Source organism: Butyricimonas sp. RTP31003st1_G1_RTP31003_210430 (assembly GCF_040920905.1).
In the GTDB taxonomy this organism is placed as follows: domain Bacteria; phylum Bacteroidota; class Bacteroidia; order Bacteroidales; family Marinifilaceae; genus Butyricimonas; species Butyricimonas paravirosa.
Map to the genome: position 1 here is coordinate 1 of NZ_JBCOSQ010000085.1, position 18,453 is coordinate 18,453.

Annotated in this window: 16 protein-coding genes, 1 tRNA gene and 1 pseudogene; 14 read left to right on the plus strand and 4 right to left on the minus strand. The window is 34.5% G+C overall.

The window, feature by feature from the left end; genetic code table 11:
• Together AB5542_RS18880 and AB5542_RS18885 are read left to right on the plus strand one after the other, a co-directional pair.
• A pseudogene (locus AB5542_RS18880) lies at positions 1-600 on the plus strand (hypothetical protein); the annotation flags it as partial.
• A 166-nt stretch (positions 601-766) separates the two neighbouring features.
• Positions 767-1,771, plus strand: a complete 1,005-nt coding sequence (locus AB5542_RS18885; RefSeq protein ID WP_279040855.1) for a GNAT family N-acetyltransferase — start codon at positions 767-769, stop codon at positions 1,769-1,771.
• A gap of 605 nt (positions 1,772-2,376) precedes the next feature.
• Here the strand turns inward: AB5542_RS18885 and AB5542_RS18890 are convergent.
• Positions 2,377-3,249, minus strand: coding sequence for a hypothetical protein (locus AB5542_RS18890; protein WP_279040853.1), 873 nt, complete (start codon positions 3,247-3,249; stop codon positions 2,377-2,379).
• A gap of 958 nt (positions 3,250-4,207) precedes the next feature.
• Here AB5542_RS18890 and AB5542_RS18895 point away from each other — a divergent pair.
• The 7 genes from AB5542_RS18895 to AB5542_RS18925 all read left to right on the plus strand — a co-directional run bounded on the left by AB5542_RS18895 (position 4,208) and on the right by AB5542_RS18925 (position 11,418).
• The gene (locus AB5542_RS18895) at positions 4,208-5,134 is read left to right on the plus strand and encodes a hypothetical protein (protein WP_279040851.1); all 927 of its coding nucleotides are present in this window, start codon (positions 4,208-4,210) and stop codon (positions 5,132-5,134) included.
• A gap of 315 nt (positions 5,135-5,449) precedes the next feature.
• Positions 5,450-6,652: a Shedu immune nuclease family protein gene (locus tag AB5542_RS18900; RefSeq protein ID WP_279040849.1), complete on the plus strand. Its 1,203-nt coding sequence runs from the start codon at positions 5,450-5,452 to the stop codon at positions 6,650-6,652.
• Positions 6,653-6,910: 258 nt separating this feature from the next.
• A complete protein-coding gene (locus AB5542_RS18905; RefSeq protein WP_279040847.1) occupies positions 6,911-7,390 on the plus strand; it encodes a hypothetical protein in 480 nt (159 codons plus the stop codon).
• A 190-nt stretch (positions 7,391-7,580) separates the two neighbouring features.
• Entirely contained in the window at positions 7,581-8,024 is a 444-nt protein-coding gene (locus tag AB5542_RS18910) for a JAB domain-containing protein (protein WP_279040846.1), read from the plus strand.
• Between the two features lie 251 nt (positions 8,025-8,275).
• Entirely contained in the window at positions 8,276-9,325 is a 1,050-nt protein-coding gene (locus AB5542_RS18915; RefSeq protein ID WP_279040845.1) for a DUF3871 family protein, read from the plus strand.
• A 402-nt stretch (positions 9,326-9,727) separates the two neighbouring features.
• Positions 9,728-10,882, plus strand: a complete 1,155-nt coding sequence (gene yidD, locus AB5542_RS18920; protein ID WP_279040844.1) for a membrane protein insertion efficiency factor YidD — start codon at positions 9,728-9,730, stop codon at positions 10,880-10,882.
• Positions 10,883-10,893: 11 nt separating this feature from the next.
• Complete coding sequence (locus AB5542_RS18925) at positions 10,894-11,418, plus strand: hypothetical protein (RefSeq protein ID WP_270543823.1); 525 nt, start codon at positions 10,894-10,896, stop codon at positions 11,416-11,418.
• 205 nt (positions 11,419-11,623) lie between these two features.
• On the opposite strand, the gene AB5542_RS18930 is transcribed toward AB5542_RS18925, so the two are convergent.
• The 3 genes from AB5542_RS18930 to folB all read right to left on the minus strand — a co-directional run bounded on the left by AB5542_RS18930 (position 11,624) and on the right by folB (position 12,895).
• Entirely contained in the window at positions 11,624-11,788 is a 165-nt protein-coding gene (locus AB5542_RS18930; protein ID WP_279040840.1) for a hypothetical protein, read from the minus strand.
• Positions 11,789-12,406: 618 nt separating this feature from the next.
• Positions 12,407-12,477, minus strand: a tRNA-Cys gene (locus AB5542_RS18935).
• A gap of 64 nt (positions 12,478-12,541) precedes the next feature.
• Positions 12,542-12,895 (minus strand): dihydroneopterin aldolase, encoded by a 354-nt coding sequence (gene folB, locus AB5542_RS18940; protein ID WP_087422665.1) that lies wholly within the window; start codon positions 12,893-12,895, stop codon positions 12,542-12,544.
• A gap of 424 nt (positions 12,896-13,319) precedes the next feature.
• Between folB and AB5542_RS18945 the strand changes: the two genes are divergently transcribed.
• From AB5542_RS18945 to AB5542_RS18965, 5 genes are all read left to right on the plus strand, one after another.
• Complete coding sequence (locus tag AB5542_RS18945; protein ID WP_340279488.1) at positions 13,320-15,509, plus strand: M18 family aminopeptidase; 2,190 nt, start codon at positions 13,320-13,322, stop codon at positions 15,507-15,509.
• A 104-nt stretch (positions 15,510-15,613) separates the two neighbouring features.
• On the plus strand, positions 15,614-16,417 hold the full coding sequence (locus tag AB5542_RS18950) for a hypothetical protein (protein WP_279039528.1): 804 nt from the start codon (positions 15,614-15,616) through the stop codon (positions 16,415-16,417).
• A gap of 53 nt (positions 16,418-16,470) precedes the next feature.
• Positions 16,471-16,902 (plus strand): integrase core domain-containing protein, encoded by a 432-nt coding sequence (locus tag AB5542_RS18955; RefSeq protein ID WP_279039526.1) that lies wholly within the window; start codon positions 16,471-16,473, stop codon positions 16,900-16,902.
• 243 nt (positions 16,903-17,145) lie between these two features.
• The gene (locus AB5542_RS18960; protein WP_279039524.1) at positions 17,146-17,718 is read left to right on the plus strand and encodes an RNA polymerase sigma-70 factor; all 573 of its coding nucleotides are present in this window, start codon (positions 17,146-17,148) and stop codon (positions 17,716-17,718) included.
• Between the two features lie 96 nt (positions 17,719-17,814).
• On the plus strand, positions 17,815-18,453 hold a 639-nt coding region (locus AB5542_RS18965), incomplete at its 3' end, for a hypothetical protein (protein ID WP_368243335.1).

An 18,453-nucleotide genomic window follows, 5' to 3' on the forward strand; every position in this document is an offset into this window, starting at 1 on the left:
GAGGGTCTGGTAACCTCCATGTACAATAGCGAGAAGGAGTTGCGAGGTGGTTACGAGCGGGTTGGTCTGTACAAGGTTGTCCCCGTCAAGGGTGGCTATTACAAGGCTAGCGAGAAACTGGATAAACTTACCGTGCCCAGTAAATTCAAATCCATAAAAGAAAAGAAGAAGGCTATCGTGGAACAACTGGAAGCGATCAAGGACATGGACACGGAATTAAAACGCCAGTGGAGGGATAGCTTGCACGCTACCGATCCCTGCATCGTGGAGGCACACGAGTTACTTGGCAAGGAGGTTATAGAAAAACTCGCTTATTCCAACCAGAAAATCAAGGAAGCCATGATCGTGGAGAGGTACAAGCGAAAGACCACGAGCACCGCCTTTATAGAGTTGATGAAAAACACTTTTCACGTTGGAGCCAAGTACGAGGTCGAGCGTGTAAAAACTACTATCCTGTCCATTCACGAGAAACTGGATATCGCCCCTTTAAGAAAGGTAACCGCCCACACGATTAACGAGCTATTTGAAACGAGGGAAACATGGGTGGGTAAAGCTAGCAAGCGAAAAAGAGCCTTGTATATAGTTAAGGCAAAAGTGTAGGGTGCACCTTTTCGAGCTAAAAATAGTTTTATAGACCCTAGATAAAAAATGTGCATTATTATTTCACTTTACAAGACTATAAAGAATGTTCGAATCCTTTCATGATACATTATTATTTTAATATCTTTGAACACACAAGTATATAGTGATATTTAAAACAGATTGTATGTGGTTCAAACAAGTTACATGTGATAATTGCTTCACCCCACTTGAAAATACAGGGCGGCATAATTGTTATATATTACTTCGAATTAGGGGACACAAAGTAATAACTTCTGATACATCATTTAGAAGTTATCTGCCTTACCAACAGTTATATCCTTTCCCATTTGCAACATTTAATCAAACAAAACCATATGGTAATATATACATGTACTCTGTTGCACAAGAGGATCTAACACTTAATGTCAAAACATGGTTCTGCGACAACGAATGTGCTTACGAACATGCCAAGCAAAAGAATTATTTAATGCTATATTATGACGAAACATTAAATTCTGTGCGTGCGATAACTCCACATTTAGCTCAAATAAACGCAGAATTAAATAACACCCCTCTTAGAGGGCTAACATTTCCTTGGAATAGAGAATGGATTATTTCTCATGACAAATATAAAAACTTGGAGATGTATAATAAACATGTTTCGTTTCCTACATTGCCCATTAATTTCTTAAACCTAGATTTATGTTCTCTAAATGACGCTAGTGCTTACCTAGATATGCTTAAAGACGATAGTTTTAGAAAATCATTTTGGGGAACAACTGAGGTGCCAATAAGAACAGAAACACAGATAAAGGAACATATTGCTTCAATGAACGTGGCGTATGGACGTCGTTTAGGATTAGAATGGGTTATCAAGTATAATCTTCATGCCATTGGATTTATTCGAATGTATTGTACCAATCCTTCCGATCCATATAATTGGTATGTCGAATTTGGGATAAAAAAGGAATATCAAAATAGAGGATACATGAAGAACATATTGAGTTGTGTGCTCAATTGGGCAAAAACGAATGGATTGGATAAAATATATGCGATTTGTGAAACATCTAATATCGGGTGTCAAAATCTTTTGAAGAGCATCCCTTATCCAACATATTCAACTATAATAAAAGCACATGATAATTATGCGGGAGAGCGAGATATGTTCAGATATGAAATATGGTTGTAATAGATACAGAATAATAATATCCAATGTTTTATTAGTTCATTTGAAATATTTATGTGGTGGTAAATTCATCATGCTATTCACCAGATATTTTGATTATTGTTATTTTTCTCTTGAAACAACAAAGTATAAATCTGTAATACTACGGATTGTCATAAACAAAATATGAAATGTAATTGTAATATATATACAATTTAATGTCATAGAAAACTCACCTATGCATATAGGTGAGAATAATTTCCCAATATAAAAACTAATACATAATATAGATTCTATGATGATAAGATATGAGTAATTGATTACTAACAACCGATATAATGATATTGGCTGTCCTCTAACTTTTTTACGAGAGTCAAGTTGTTTTATTTTCTCTAAGTGGCTATTATTTGTTAAAAATAGGGTTAAAGTTGCCAAAGTAAAACCTAATAATGTCACAATAAAAGTTATTGATTCTGCAACAAATAAATATAAGTTAATTTCCTGATATACATACAAATATCCACTCGTGCATCCAAGAAGTATAGGTATTCCCCATTCGTATATAAATATTTTTCTATTTAATGTACTAAAATAGTCCAATATTATAAATAAATATTCAACATACATTATTAAAAATCTTGTGCTAATTTTGTTAGTTGAGAAAACATATAAGAAGTATTAATTTCACCTGTATCTTCATTTTGCTGAGCCTCAATATATTCTTTCTTCAAAATAAATGATGTATCTATAACACTCTCACTTTTGTTGGGTAAAACTCCTTTTGCCCGAATTTTTTTTATTTTACTATTTCCTCCACATTTAGCTAAAAAATCATATACAGCATGCTTGATAGATTCTCCTCTTTTAGATTTTACTTCTATAATTATATCTTCTTGAATATTATCTGTCATATTAGAGAAGTTCAAAGTATCACTTCCTAATATTTGTTTTTCTATATATATACTGGCGCAAATGACCCGTTTCATATTATCTAGTACCTCCTTAAAATCATCTCGGGGTATCATATCAGATGTAAAATGTCCTTTTATCTTATCACGACTATGTCTGTTATTATAGTAAAAAGAAAAATGGTTGAAGTATTCAGTAATGATATTTAATGATAATGCATTTCTAAATGTTTCAGAAAAAACAATAGCATCTCCATTACTAAATTTTATAAGTAAATGGGTTTTTATCTGCTCACCTTCATCCAACATTTTAGGGTTTTCTCTTTCCTCAATAGTGTTTTTATTTATCAAAGGGGCTCGATAGCTGTGTTTAGCACTCTTAAAGAGCAACGTTATCACGTTTTCTTCCTCATTATATGTTACTTCATCTAAAAAACAAAAACGATCTTTATCAATATCTTGTTTTTTTATTTTTTTAGGCAAAGAACTGATATAGCGTGTTAAACGTATTAATTCATTTTCGATTGGAATTTCTCTATTTCCTTCTTTTAAAAAAAGATAGAAGAAACTAACTTTTCGTTTTATATCTTTCATCATATTATGCATTGAAATAACTATTCAACAAATATATTATTTATTTAATACGTTTCAAATACTTACCAATAAATATTCATATTGGCATAAATAGAATAGATCATATTTATAATCGTAATATATTTTTACGCTCAAATACTGAATGTATTTTATGTTTCACGATACAATACTGAATTCTTTTCCACCCAGGTATCATAAGCAGGCTCGAGTAACAGGTTAAAGAATTATATGTTTCCTAAGGCTCAATATTAAATTTTTACTCTAACTATACCTCAACTCCATTTTTAAGAAATACTAATACTTAATTTACCTACATGTATAGAGTTTATTACCTTTGTATCATCTTAATAATCAAAATATACCATTTGAAACAACTATATAAAGGATTTAAATTATCCTGTTACTCCTTGCAAGTCCATCCGTAAGGAGTAATTTTTGGTTTTCAAGTGGCACTAGATTAGATACGCCGTACTAACCAATCAAACTATTAATCATGTACACTTACGAGCAATTAAGACGATTAGCCGTGCAATCAGGCATCCCAGATAACAAGGTATCCATTGGTTTCTGGATAAGGTCTAAAGGGCTGAAAAAGATCAAGAAACAGGTAGATAAAGTTAGAAAGATATACTATATACCAGATAAAGATAGTAGAATCCAAGTATTGCCACCTCATAAAGATTAATCCATAAAGCTACATGATATAACTGTATTTCATGTAACCTGAGATTGTAACCAGAAATAGAGAGATTATCCACGCATAAAGATCAATATTTAAAAGTTGGGGATTTCACTGGGTGTCATGGTTGCGGGTTTGACAGGGTATATACTATTAACTAGTAATACTATTAACTAGTAATGGTGACACGGGCTTGCCAGTCCATGCCACTAACCCAGATACTCTCTTTTAAATACCACTAGATTATCTATATATGGATGTTTAAATGGTTTATTTATAATGACAAACGAGCAGAAAAAAAGTAGGAAATGTATCATAACAAGAGATATAGCGGGTAAACTAAACTTGGATGAAACGTACGTGTTCATGTGGCTACTTTACAAGTCAAATTGTAACACGGGCGAATCCCATGTATTGAGAAAAACACTTTGTGACGTTACAGGCTTAAAAAATGAAGACACTATTAGTAAATACACGAACAAGTTTAAAGAATTGGAATTACTAGACAAGTATTCCATTAAAGGGTATAACGAGGAGGCGGGTAGGATCAGCACAAGTATGACTTACACGATAAACATTCCCACGATGAACTGGGTACGGTTTGATGCCAGTTTATTAACGGAAGAGATTCCAAACAAGTTGAAGGCGTTCTTGGTATTACTTAAATGCTTGTGTCTTAACAATACTAATGTCACTTCTTACAGCAAGAACAAGATCGCTCAACTATTAAACATGGATAGAGGAACGGTAAGTAAATACATGGAAATGGCGATAAAAGAGGGTAAGGTTATAGAAATTGACAAGGTATTCTTTATAACAGATACCAATATAATCGTGGACTTACCTCATGTAAAGGATAGCTTCACGTTTTTAGACGGGATCGCAAGAGAAAAATACAAGATTATTCACGATTATTGTGTAGAGAGGAACGTTGTACCACCACCATACGATTACAAGCTAATGGCAATATTGTGCACGTACAGGTATAATCGCCCAGAACCAGATTTAGAAGCAGCAATTTCAAATGGAACAGAAGTAAACTACTACTCTCTAAAGTATAACCTATCCAAGTTATGCTCCAACCTACCAGAACAGGTACATAGTTTACAATACTTCCTAACTTCCTTGATAAATACAAAGAGATACAAAGAGATGGCTTCTAGTCCAAAAGAAGAAAAAGTAGAGAAAATTGAGTTATACATTTAAGTTAAGCAATGTAACAAGAATTGTCCAAAATATTTTTTTAACTTTACATATCAATTATAATTCCATATATATACCATGAATCGTGAGAGTATTAATACAGAAGCAGCAATTGAAAGTATTTATAAGCGCATAATTCTATACCCATATATATACGATAAGTTTTAAATATTATGATATTCATGTTCCTTTCACGTTGGATTCTGGAAGAATTGAAGCGACAATAGAGAAAATGGGGCAGCATAATTTTAGTACTATAATATTTTTTGATAACGTTACAATTAGTTATTTTTGAATATTCATATAAATAGAGTTCAAATGACAAATAATACCTCTGAAGAAGAATATTTTTGGGGAAAGAAACCTGATAAAATTTATATATCCAAGAGAATCTTAGCTCAAAGAAATGATTTTGCTACAGGTGATAATATTATTATTCCTATTCGTTATGTTTCTAAGGTTATTGATTCTTCTGAAACCTTCTCTTTTATAAAAGAAAAAAATGAAATCGTACTTAGAGTATCGGATGGAGAAAGACAGGAAATTATTGCAAAGATTCTAGAGGATAACAGGGGCATTTATATATTGCAAATTCAAAAATACACAAAGCAAACAGGTTCCCCGCATAATACTTATTTTTCTTTTAGAGGTAACGAAATCGAAAAATTATTTCAATTCATAAAAAGTATTCCTGAATTAAATATAGATACTGAAAATGCTTCCAAAATAAACGAGAACGATTTAAAAGGAATTATTTTATCCAAACAACAAGCACATACGATTTATAAAAAAAATCAAGATTTATTTAACGAGATATTTCAAAATAATATATCTCATGGAGATATTAAAAACCTGATATATAGAAAACAACAAATAGAATATTTTGAGAGATTACTTTTAGATGATTCATTTTTTGAACAAGAAAAAATAAAGTCAAATATTCAAAGAGACGAGATGTTATGGCAAGCATTTTTTGAAAGAAACACTTGGATTTTTGGTTTTGGACTACAATATGTAATAAACATACCTCTTCAAAATAAAAAGCTAGAACAGGTTGTTAGTGGTTTTGATGTTGTAAATAAAGGCAAAAGAGTAGATGCCTGTATGAAGTCTAAAGGCATTATTAGTTCATTGTGTTTTGCTGAAATAAAAACCCATAGAACAAAACTTATTAACTCTGAATATAGACCAAGCGTATATCCTCCTTCAAACGAATTAAGTGGTGGAATTGCACAAATACAAAAAACAGTTCAAATTTCTGTAGAAAATCTTGTAAACAAAATAGAACCTACAAATTTGAACGGTGATCCTACGGGAGAAGTTATACATATATACAAGCCCAAATCATTTCTCTTAATAGGAAAATTAAGTGAATTTATAACTGAACATGGAATTAATAAAGAGAAATACAGTTCTTTTGAATTATATAGGAGAAGTATGAAAGATACAGAAATTATTACTTTTGATGAATTACTTGAACGTGCTAAATTTGTAGTATACTCAGATGATAATATCGAATAAAATATCAGTAAGAAAGGATAAAACAATTAGATGATTTATTGATACATATTACATTATTCCTTATTTGTATTTGAGAGATAGAATAAAATCATCTCATTTAGAGTAATTATATACCTCCCCTCTATTTAACACCCCCTCCCCTTTGGTTTTTAAGTCCAAAATATACTTGAGTAACGTGTACGGTAGTCCTGTAACCTTTTATACCCCTACCCCAAGCCAGATAAAAACCAATTTAATTAATTAAAAATCAATTCAATTATGGACTTAAAAACTTACATTCAAAACAGGGAGGAAACAAGACCTTCCAGTTCTATCGAGATCAATCCAGCCTTGCTAGAACATTTTAAAAATCAGGTGGCAGTAATGCCACCCCCGATGAAAGTAGGCGATGAAATGACCGTCATTGACTTCAAGGGGGAGAACCCGCAGCAGTTACAAGTTGTATGCGCCTTGGGAGAGGAAGAGGTGAGGGAGATTAAATACACTCAACTCGTACGAACTAGCCAAGCGGGAGATGTCACGCCTAACGATATTCCATGTGATCCTATCGTTGAAAAGAAGTACGGTAAAAAGTTACAATTCATCTATTCTTTTGCCAAGAACATGATGCTAGACGCCCTTATCACCACGCTTAAAGACAAGAAGATCGTGTTATGCGGTCAGGTTGAAACACCAGCAGTTTACCGTGGTCAAAGGGCAAAATTACTCGTTAAGAAGTTCGCTCTAGTGGAAGAGTAGTTAAAAAGATACAGGGACAGCGAGCGCACGGGGAGGGAAACGAGGTTTCGATATTAAAGCGAGGGAAGTCATTCAGGCTTTCCAAGCAGGTAATATAGGAACACGAAGTTTCTCTTCCCTTGCCAAACCCAACAAGCTAACGTGAGCTTGAATTATTAAAATGACAACGTGATTAAAGTGTAAATAGATCATGAACGAGCAAGTGAAATTACCAGTGGTAGAACTGGTGTACAGGAGGAAACCTTCTAAAAAGTACAAGGTTGAATCCGCAAGGGATGCTTACGAGTTACTGGTATCCCCGTTTAAGGATACAATAGAGCATCATATCTCTACAAGAATTATTCTATTAAATGGTAGTAACAGGGTACTGGGAGTATCTACCGTAAGTGAAGGTGCCCTATCTTACAATATTACAGATGTAAGGTTTATATTGCAACTGGCTATACTTTCTAATTGTAAAGGAGTGATCATTTGCATAAACCAACCTTCTGGTGATCTTGAACCCGCTAAACTGGACGATGAACTAGTTGAACAGGTGAAGATCGCACTTTCATATGTAGATATAGATTTACTGGATTACATCTTGTATTGCGAGGATAACTATTACAGTTATTCAGATAACGGTAAACTTTAAAAATTGGAGTTGGTGAATAATTGACTGGATTGGTATATATAGCTTGTAAGGGAGGTAATTTTCACCACTATTGGCAATTAAACTGTAAACATATTTCCAGTTCAATTTTTCAACTGGCTTGAAGCTAGAGAATGAATAAAACAAGTAAAAGTAATTATGAACTTTAGAAACCAAGGTTGGTGGGAAATTTACCAATTCCATATATAAACTGAAATTTCAAATATTTCCACCACCGTTAAATAGATTAGATTATGAACACGTCAACATTAATTCCAAGTCAAAATGACGGTTTACTTCCAGTTATATTTGGAAATAGTGAACCACAACAAGAAGAATTTACTCCTTATGAAGTAGTGAATGAACCTGTTAGAAAGGACAAAAGGAGAAAACATTTCATTGAAGCTAACACGGAACCAATTGACATGACCCGTTTAAAAAGTGATTGCATCGTGCCAGTGTTCAGCAAGGATAACGAGATGACAATATCTCATCCTGCATTTATTGAAACGGTACATAAGGTAGCGAGTGAACTGTTTAGAGGGGAAAGCATAGATGAACCAGATATAATGGTAAGTCACGTTATAAAGGGAAGGATTCCAGAAGCTATTCATAAACCAGTAGCTCAACTGTTAGAAAGTGACAAGACGATCTATTACGAGAGAATGGCATTCGCTTTTGAAATACCTACCATTTATGAAACGATAGACGGTAACAGGGTGAATTTATGTATTACTGGCGTGAGAGCGTATAACAGGGAGAACCTTTATTCAAAGAAGGTGGCAGAGAGGTTTAGTGTCGCCATTGGCTTCCAGAATAAAATATGTTGTAACCTGTGTACCTTTACTGATGGTTTTAAAACAGACCTTAGAGCCACGAGCCAACATGATCTCTTTAGAGAGGTTATGAAGTTATTCCAACAGTATAATGCTGAAAAGCATTTACGGTTGATGAAGAGCTTCACTAGTTCTTACCTCACGGAACATCAATTCGCACAGTTCTTGGGGAAAAGCAGGTTGTATCAATGCTTGCCCGCAAAAGAGAAGAAGTTACTTCCCAACATGGAATTAACGGATTCACAGGTAAACATTATCGCTAAAGCGTATTACCATGATGATAACTTTAAAAAGAAACATGGAGAGAACGAGATCAATTTATGGAAGTTTTACAATATGCTTACTGGTGCTAACAAGAGCAGTTACATAGATAATTTCCTAGATAGATCGTTAAATTCCACGCAATTAACTGAAGGGATAGATAGAGCGTTACATGGTGATAATACCTATAAATGGTTTATAGAGTAAAACCGTTGGAAATAAATTCTTTTTATTCCAATGTTTCGTCTAAATTTGTCTTACAATCAGTCCACGGCGTTTGGGCGGATGCTGAAAATTACTTATTTTTGTGACGTCATGAATGGAGGAATTCTAACATGATGGACATATTGAGTTAATAGAAGCGTTTTTGTTTCATCCTTTGTAGAGAAATCGCCAAATTTTTAATGCAGAGGGATAAACAGCACAAACGTCTATGCTTGCCGTATATATATCTACTATATACATGGTTTAGCGTGGGCTGATTGTTTATTTCTGCATAGGCGTTTGGCGATGCCTTCTACAAGATAAGCAATTTAGATCCCACGCTTTCTTGTATTTATAAAAATCAACCTTTCTGGGAATCTTCAAGGTTACATAGATTGCAATATTATGCACTTGTTAAAGAATGTTTTAATCATTATTGTTTGTGTCACAAATTCACCATGTCTTCACGCACAAACAGAAATGTCAGCTTTATCTGATTACGTGAATATCTATAAGAAATATCTACATAGAGATGAAGGAAGCGGTACTTGTGCCATGTACCCTTCTTGTTCCCAATATGGATTGATCGTTTTTGAGGATTGTTATTTCCCTAAAGCGATGATGTATATGGCTGATCGCCTTATTAGATGCGGGCATGATTTCAATTGTTATGATCTGACTTTAAATAAAGGACAATTGCTTTTGCTTGATTTCCCTCCATATGCAGAAATACCTAGAACTTACATTCATAATAATAAACAATATTACTCTTATACAGACTGGGATATTAAGCCTGATAGTACATTATTATTCATTAATCATTTAATAAATAAACAAATGTACCAAGAAGCTCTAATAGAGATCGAAAAAACACAATTTCAAAAGAGGTTATTAACAACACAATTATTCACAAACAAGTTGATTTGCTATAAAGGTTTGGGACAAGTGGAAAATGCAATATTCGATTACGAGGTTCATTTTCCTGAATCTATAAAAAACTCTCCAAAAATAAAATTTGAAATGCTAGATATTCTCTTGACAGTGGAGAATTTTGATATGGCACGCAAACTTCTTGCAGAAATACCTGATAACAATATCAATTCGATAATATCCCAAAAATATGCTTGGCAAGGAATTTTTAGCGCATATCAAGAAAATTGGAATGAAGCGAGTAAATATTTCAATTTATTGGCAAGTTCTAATACAGAACCCAAGAGAGATAAAGAGAATTTTCAACTTATTCAAGAAGCGGCTACTTTTAAAAAGAAAAAGCCTTGGGTTGCTGCGTCATTATCGTTAATTCCTGGTCTTGGATATGTTTATACACAACGTCCCAAAAGTGCGTTAACCTCTTTTGTTATGAATTCTTTACTTGGATATGCGGTATTTACAAGCATAAAACAAAAGAATTATGGAACAGCAGCTTTATTAGGCGTTTTCAATTTGAGTTTCTACATGGGTAATATATCTGGCTCTAAAAGAAGTGCTTCACAATATAATCGACGTAAACTACAAAAGATACAATCAACCCTATACCAAAATAATAAATCCATTAACTAAATTTTTGAATTATGAGAACATTATTGAGTAAATCGTTAGTTGTAAAGCCTATTGTTGCAATCATGATATTGGCTTTCATGAATCTTTCTTTTACCCTTGCAGATAACGAGGTTATCTTAAAAGCGGGAACTTTAATTCCTTTAGAAGTTCTAAGTGAAATCAACACCAAAAATATCACGACAGGGCAAATGATTGATCTCAAAGTAACAAGAGAGATTAGTGTCGAAAAAAATGTTGTTATTCCCTATGGTGCAATAGCGAAAGGACAAGTTACAAGATTTGAAAAACGTAAAGGACTAGGTAAAGGTGCTTCCATGCAAATTCAAATTAAAAGTGTAACAGCTAAGGATGGAACAGAAATTATGTTGACAGGAGGAAATATGTCAGAAGAAGGAAATAATAAATTAGCTCTTTCCATTGTTCTCGCCATATTTGTTTGTCCTCTATTCTTGTTGTTAAAAGGCAAACAAGCTATAATTCCCGCAGGAACAGCTATTTCTGCAACTGTGGCAACAGATACTTATATCAAATTATAACGCACAAAGGGTTGATTATTATTTTAAAACGTCTTGTTCATCATCATAAATAATCACATATTTGATTAATATGATTTTCGAGTTGATTTATCATGTGCGTTAAATAGATGTAAGGGGTGATAGGTTTAGGCTTATTACCCTTTATTTTTTGCCAATAAAAAAGCCAGTACCACAATAATATAACGAGGTACTGGCTTCAAATCATTCAATTCGGCTGTCTTTTCTTGACGAGCTTCGTCTTGGGTTTCCCGAATATATCGGGGAATAATCTCTTTAATCTATCCATGTCTAAATGCCTAAACAAGTCAATTTCATGGATTACATGGAAACGTTCCAATCCATGCCATTCATACTCTTTCTTTTGTTTCATAATGCAAGTGATTTCTAACAAACAAGAATGCAAACAACAGTAAATAAATCAAGTTATTCGTTTACGTATTGCAAAGGTACTACTTGCAAGTAAGGTGAAAAAATAGATGTTACAGAATATCAGTTATTTGTATATATGGTAACATATTATCATTTAAATGTTCTGTTCGCTAAAGAAAGGTGATGAGTGTTATATTTAGATGTTTATTAGGTTTTTAATCTTTAAAAAAGTGTAATCTGATCTGTATTGATGTTGTGTATTAATAGAGTGAGGAGCTACTTTTTAGATGAGGTTTGCTTGAAAAGATGAGGTATGAGATAGGGAAGATGATCTTGTGAAATTTTGTGTATAATGCTAGGTTTACGGTAAGATTTGAATATAAGAATGAGGTTCTACGAATGATTAATATATTGAATGTATTGAATTGGGGAACTATATTGTGAGCGTAATTAGATGTATATTAGAATTATATGTGTTATTTTTATGTTGTATCATGAAGTGAGATTAACGAAAACAGACACAAAAATGGTCAAGGTTTTGGTCAAGGTTTCGTGCCATTTTTGGCCCTAAACACTCCATAAACAAAAATCAGCCACTTTGTAAGTGACTGATTTCCTGAGGTCGGTAGCAGATTTGAACTGCTGTACACGGTTTTGCAGACCGCTGCCTAACCGCTCGGCCAACCGACCCTGTTGCGATTTTGCGTGGCAAAGATAAGGTGATATTTTGGATTTTGCAATACCTTGCTACAATTTATTTTGATAAAGTAACACTCGTGGCTGCGATTTTTCCTCCTAGTGGAGGGTTTAGTTTTGAAACCTTGATAGTTACATGAGAAATTTGTGGGAAGGCATTATAGAGTGCGTCGATCATTCTTTTGGCCACGTGTTCCAACAAGTGTGAGGTAATCATCATTTCTTTGGCGATAATCTCGTATGCGGTGAGATAACTTAATGCATCTGCGATGTTATCTGTTTGGGCAGCCTTGCTGCAATCTGTTTCGATACGGGCGTAAACCATGAATTTATTTCCCACGACACGTTCCGTTTCATAACATCCGTGGAAGGCAAAAAATTCCATTCCTTCAATTTCGATGATTCCATTCATAATTGTTAACTTTTGTTTCTGCAAAAATAATAGTATCTTTCGTCTTTAAATACAAAAGAGCCGACGGGGAATGTCGACTCTTAAGATTACATTACTAACTACTAACCTAAACCATACAAACTTATGAAAAATCTTCAATCTCTTAAAGACGGTGCAAAGATAAAGCGCCTGTTGTATATAGACCAATTTTTATTGTTAATAAAAGCTATTAATTGGGTTAATGTTAGTTAATCTTCTCGTGCCTCTAAAGCTATATTTTGAGTGATTATAACTGTATTCCATTGTAACTGATTAATTCATAGTGACGATGGTGTTTTTGTCGTGTGAATGCAGATGTATTTTTGTTAATTTCTTGTTAGTGTATGGCCTATAAAATGAATTTTATTTGTAAGTTTAACAAATCGTTTAAGATGAATTAATTATTATGGTAGATAGGATAAAAGTGTCAGATATTCAGTGTATTATTGAACAAGCGGGAGTGTTGATAAAAGAGGTGTATGATAAGAGAAATTTTAATGTAGAGCTAAAGGGAGATAATACACCCGTGACAGAAGCGGATAAAATTTCGAGTGAGTATATTACAAGTGCTTTGAAAAAGTTATATCCGGAGATTCCGGTGATTAGCGAAGAGGCGTCATTACCGGTTTATGAAGAAAGAGAGAAATGGGTGTATGCTTGGATTATTGATCCTCTGGATGGTACAAAGGAATTTATATATCGGAATGGGCGTTTTTGTATTAATATTGCTCTTGTCGAAAAGGGAAAACCCGTATTCGGGATGATTAATAGCGTGTGTGATGGTGAGATTTTATGGGCTTTTGCAAGCGGGGAGAAAGGAATAGTAAAAAAAGGAAAGGAAGAAGCATTGTCGGGAATCGGGGAAAAAAGTTCAAAGTTGAGAGTGGCTGTCAGCCGTTTTCATATAACAGAATGGGAACTACGGTATGTCGATTATTTGAAATCTCTGGGCCATGATGTTGAACTTGTCCCGTTAGGAGCATCATCAAAACATTGCCTTCTTGCTAAAGGAGAGGTGGATATATGTCCTAAATTCGGGAAATGTTCGGAATGGGATGTTGCTGCAGGACAAGTGCTTGTTGAAGCAACTGGTGGTTGTGTGGTAAATGCGGAGACAGGAGGGGAGGTTCGGTATAATAAACAGAATATGATAAGCCCTCCCTTTGTTATGTTTGGTAAACGTGTTTACGACGAAATTAAAGAAGGAAACAAGACTTTTTTAGATTTCAAGGCAAAAAGTGTGGTAAAAAATGATTATCTTGGGGCTCGAAGAAATGAAATAAAAAAACAAGATATAATGGAAAAACAATACGCGAAAGAATTAGTCGAGTTTATACATGAGAGTCCGACGAACTTTCATGCTGTGGCAAATGCCAAAAAAGAATTACTTGGTAATGGTTATAAGCAACTTTTCTCTGGTGAAGCATGGCAAATAGAAAAAGGAGGTAAATATTTCGTGACGAAAAATCACTCTTCCCTTTTTGCTTTCGAGATAGGTAGCGGGGAGATCGCTGAAGAAGGGTTCAAGATTATTTGTGCCCACAGTGATTCTCCGACGTTTAAAATCAAACCGAATGCAGCAATGCCTGTTGCCGGGAAATATTTGAAGTTAAACACGGAAGTGTATGGTGGACCCATTATGTATACGTGGTTTGATAGACCATTGTCCATGGCTGGACGGGTCATGTTGCGTAGTTTGAATCCGTTGAAACCTGCGACTCAGTTCGTGAATTTCAAGCGTCCATTAATGGTTATTCCTCACATTGCCATCCATTTTAACCGTGCCGTGAACGATCAGGGAAACCCATTGAGCAAGCAGAAAGATATGCTTCCCGTGATTGCCATGATAAATGAGACTTTCGAAAAAGATAATTACTTGGTTAAACTTATTGCGGAAGAGATGGGTGTAAGTCAGGAAGACATACTTGATTTTGACTTAACTCTATATGAATACGAGAAAGGCTGTTTGTTCGGGGCGAACGAGGAATTCATTTCAAGTGGCAAGCTGGATGATTTAGCCATGGCTCATGCCGGGTTAAAAGCATTCGTGGCTTCAGAGAAATGTCGTAAGACAAAAATCCTTGCTATTTTTGATAATGAAGAAGTGGGAAGTGGAACGAAACAGGGTGCTGGTTCTCCGATTTTGAGAACGATTGTTGAACGTATCGTTTTTGGCTTGGGAGGTAAACCTGAAGATTTGTATCGAGCAATTCATAATTCGTTCATGATTTCTGCGGATATGGCCCATGCTCTTCACCCGAATTACGTGGAGAAACATGATCCTACGAATCACCCGGTAATAAATGGTGGTCCAGTGATCAAGATCAATGCGAATCAGAAATACATCACGGATGGGGATTCTGCTGCCGTGTTTAAGACGATTTGCAAGATGGCGGGGGTACCTTGTCAGGAATTTGTAAACCATTCAGATATGCCAGGAGGTTCAACTTTGGGAAATATATTATTATCGCAAATGGAAATGCGTGGAGTGGATATCGGTAATCCCATGTGGGCAATGCATTCCGTTCGGGAAACGGGCGGGGTATTGGACCATGCTTACGTGATAAAAGCTTTCACCACGTTTTATAATATTTAAAATTGTTGTTATTTGAAGGAAAAGTCGGACTGGTAATCGGTCCGGCTTTTTTATTGCAAAAAATGTCTCGTCCTAACATAGCGTTACACAAACCAAGTATCGTTATGGAAGAATTAAAAACAGAGTATTTAAAACGTAGTCAGAAAGACTATAGTATGTCCTTCAAACTTCAAGTTGTATCAGAAATTGAACGTGGAGAATGTAGTACAACCGGTGCTGTTCGCAAGTATGGAATTCAAGCTCGTTCCACGGTAGTTGCTTGGCTTCGAAAATATGGTACCTTTGACTGGGAAAACCAAACACCTAGCAATATGCCCAAGAGTAAAGATCAAAAAATATTGGAACTAGAACAAAAAATCAGGCTGTTAGAAAAGCAAAAAGCTTTTTTAGCGAAACAGGCAGAGGACTCCAACAAAAAAGCCATTTTTTTCGATATGATGATAGATATTGCAGAAAAGGAGTTTAATATTCCGATCCCAAAAAAACTCCTTACCCGAACAATCGATCGATTCACAAGAGAAAACAAAGTGAGTAAAACATCCACCTGTGGATTGCTCGGGGTAAGTAGACAGGTCTATTATCGCTCTGTTTGGTCAAAGCAAAAAAGCCAGACAAGAGTAACAGAAGTGGTAAGCATGGTAGCAGCCATCCGCCGAGATATGCTGCGCATCGGCTTTAGAAAGTTGTATTATCTTCTTTACAAGCCATTGAAAGAATTTGGTGTCGGCAGGAATAAGTTTTTATCTATCTTAAAAGCCAATCATATGCTAATCAAACCCAAGAGAAACTATCGGATAACTACCGACTCCCATCATCGTTTCAGAAAGTATGAGAACCTGATAGAGAATCTTCCATTGAAACGTCCAGAACAAGTTTGGGTATCGGATATAACCTATATTGGAGGTTGAGAAAGGAATTGTTACCTGTCATTAGTTACAGAGATACCTATTCGAGGAAGATAATGGGCTATGACGTTTCTAACAGTTTGGCTACCGAAGGTTCTCTCAGAGCCTTGACAATGGCAATAAAACAACGTGAATACAAGGATAAACTGATTCATCATTCAGACAGGGGATTACAGTATTGTAGTAATGATTATCAAAAAGCATTGAAAAAGATAATCCCAAGTATGACTGAAAGCTATGACCCTTACGCCAACGCAATTGCTGAAAGGATAAATAGAATACTCAAACAGAAATTTTTATTAGAAGATTACTTGGTAGATATAAAGACAATGAAGTTGTTGGTCAGGGATGCTGTACATACCTACAATAACAAAAGACCACATTGGTCTTGTTACATGAAAACTCCCGAGCAAATGCACTTACAAAGAGAAGTAGAAATAAGATCTTATAAAAACAAAGATAGTTATTTTTGCTCTATAAACCTGTAACGGCTATTTAGGACTAGTCAAAAAGGATGGAACCATTTGGGGTTTGTTATGTTATTATTTCTCAGAGATGTATTGTGGTTAGTATATACAAGAATATCCTGAAAAATCTGGAAATTTTACTCTTGAAAATGAATGAATATTAATGGAGCGAATAAAGATGGATGAATTATATTTATTACTGCCAGGGTGATTAAATGAGACAATATTTTTTATTTTTGTGGGTAGAATGACATGTTGTTTTTTATGGATGGAACAATAGATTATAGCAAGGATGTTTATCAATTAATACAAGATTTGAATAAAGGCTTGGAAAGAGCTGTAAACTATCTCTTTACTGTTTATTATGTGAGATTATGTCGTTTCGCCCGTACTATTGTGGAATCACCGGAAGTGGCAGAAGATATAGTTCAAGAAGTTTTTATTCGTATTTGGGAAAGAAAATTGAAAATTAGCAGTCAGATTTCTTTGGATAGTTATTTGTTTGTGGCCGTGCGTAATAGTTGTATTTCTTTTCATCGGAAAGAAAAATCTACGGTGGGATTGGAAAAAGTAATGTATCAAGCGGAAGAAACTCAAGTTTGTGATTTGACAAATATTTGGGATGCAATCAATAGTTTACCAATACAATGTCGAGAAGTCTTGGTGTTAGTTGTTTTTGAAAATATGAAATATTCTGAGGCTGCAGAAAAGTTAGGTATTTCCATAAATACCGTAAAAACTCAGATGAGAATATCATATAGAGAATTGCGTAAAAAACTTTCAAAAGATGAACTTTTTTGTTGTGTGTCTTTTTTCTATCAAATAATAAAAAAATAAGTACTGTCGAAAAAATAGCCTTTCTTTTCACCCTTTTTTTTCTTTTTTGCGTCCTTGTTATAAATAATGAGTATTACGTGTTTAAGTAGAAAAATGATGGATGACAAAATAGAAGAACTATTAGTAAAAAAGTTGGATGAAGGACTTACTGACACTGAAATGCAGGAATTGAATGTTTGGTTGGAGGAGATTGTGGAGCATGAGGCTATTTTTAGGGAAATGTATAAGGTACGTCTGTGGTTGGATACGGGAAAAGAGTATAATCCTAATATTGAATCTGGTTTTAAAAAAGTACGATGGAAATACCGTCATGTGCGAATGACTCGATGGATGATGCGTTACACTGCTATTTTAATCGTATGCTTAACAGTGGGAACACTGTTTTGGGAATATAGAAGGGGACAAGTGAATGAAGAAAAAATTCTTGTATCTGATGAGTTTATTCGACATGGTACACAACAAGCTTTTTTCGTGTGGGCAGATGGAACGAGGGTTTCTTTAGGTAAAGAAATTAAAGATACACTTATTTCTGGGGAAGGTGCTGCTTTTCTTCAAATTGATTCTAATCAAATGTTATATTATAAAGGGAACATTTGTCAAGATAATACGAAACGTTATAATCAGTTGATTGTTCCAAACGGGGGAGAATACCGTATGTTATTGGAAGATGGAACAGTCGTATGGGTAAATTCTGCTTCTACCGTAGAAATACCTGAACACTTTGGTGATACAGAG

What these genes read in the sequence shown, in the direction of transcription:
- AB5542_RS18885 (WP_279040855.1), top strand. Translation starts at nt 767, where the DNA reads ATGTGGTTCAAACAAGTTACATGTGATAATTGCTTCACCCCACTTGAA.
- AB5542_RS18890 (WP_279040853.1), bottom strand. Translation starts at nt 3,249, where the DNA reads ATGAAAGATATAAAACGAAAAGTTAGTTTCTTCTATCTTTTTTTAAAA.
- AB5542_RS18895 (WP_279040851.1), top strand. Translation starts at nt 4,208, where the DNA reads ATGACAAACGAGCAGAAAAAAAGTAGGAAATGTATCATAACAAGAGAT.
- AB5542_RS18900 (WP_279040849.1), top strand. Translation starts at nt 5,450, where the DNA reads ATGACAAATAATACCTCTGAAGAAGAATATTTTTGGGGAAAGAAACCT.
- AB5542_RS18905 (WP_279040847.1), top strand. Translation starts at nt 6,911, where the DNA reads ATGGACTTAAAAACTTACATTCAAAACAGGGAGGAAACAAGACCTTCC.
- AB5542_RS18910 (WP_279040846.1), top strand. Translation starts at nt 7,581, where the DNA reads ATGAACGAGCAAGTGAAATTACCAGTGGTAGAACTGGTGTACAGGAGG.
- AB5542_RS18915 (WP_279040845.1), top strand. Translation starts at nt 8,276, where the DNA reads ATGAACACGTCAACATTAATTCCAAGTCAAAATGACGGTTTACTTCCA.
- yidD (WP_279040844.1), top strand. Translation starts at nt 9,728, where the DNA reads ATGCACTTGTTAAAGAATGTTTTAATCATTATTGTTTGTGTCACAAAT.
- AB5542_RS18925 (WP_270543823.1), top strand. Translation starts at nt 10,894, where the DNA reads ATGAGAACATTATTGAGTAAATCGTTAGTTGTAAAGCCTATTGTTGCA.
- AB5542_RS18930 (WP_279040840.1), bottom strand. Translation starts at nt 11,788, where the DNA reads ATGAAACAAAAGAAAGAGTATGAATGGCATGGATTGGAACGTTTCCAT.
- folB (WP_087422665.1), bottom strand. Translation starts at nt 12,895, where the DNA reads ATGAATGGAATCATCGAAATTGAAGGAATGGAATTTTTTGCCTTCCAC.
- AB5542_RS18945 (WP_340279488.1), top strand. Translation starts at nt 13,320, where the DNA reads ATGGTAGATAGGATAAAAGTGTCAGATATTCAGTGTATTATTGAACAA.
- AB5542_RS18950 (WP_279039528.1), top strand. Translation starts at nt 15,614, where the DNA reads ATGGAAGAATTAAAAACAGAGTATTTAAAACGTAGTCAGAAAGACTAT.
- AB5542_RS18955 (WP_279039526.1), top strand. Translation starts at nt 16,471, where the DNA reads ATGGGCTATGACGTTTCTAACAGTTTGGCTACCGAAGGTTCTCTCAGA.
- AB5542_RS18960 (WP_279039524.1), top strand. Translation starts at nt 17,146, where the DNA reads ATGGATGGAACAATAGATTATAGCAAGGATGTTTATCAATTAATACAA.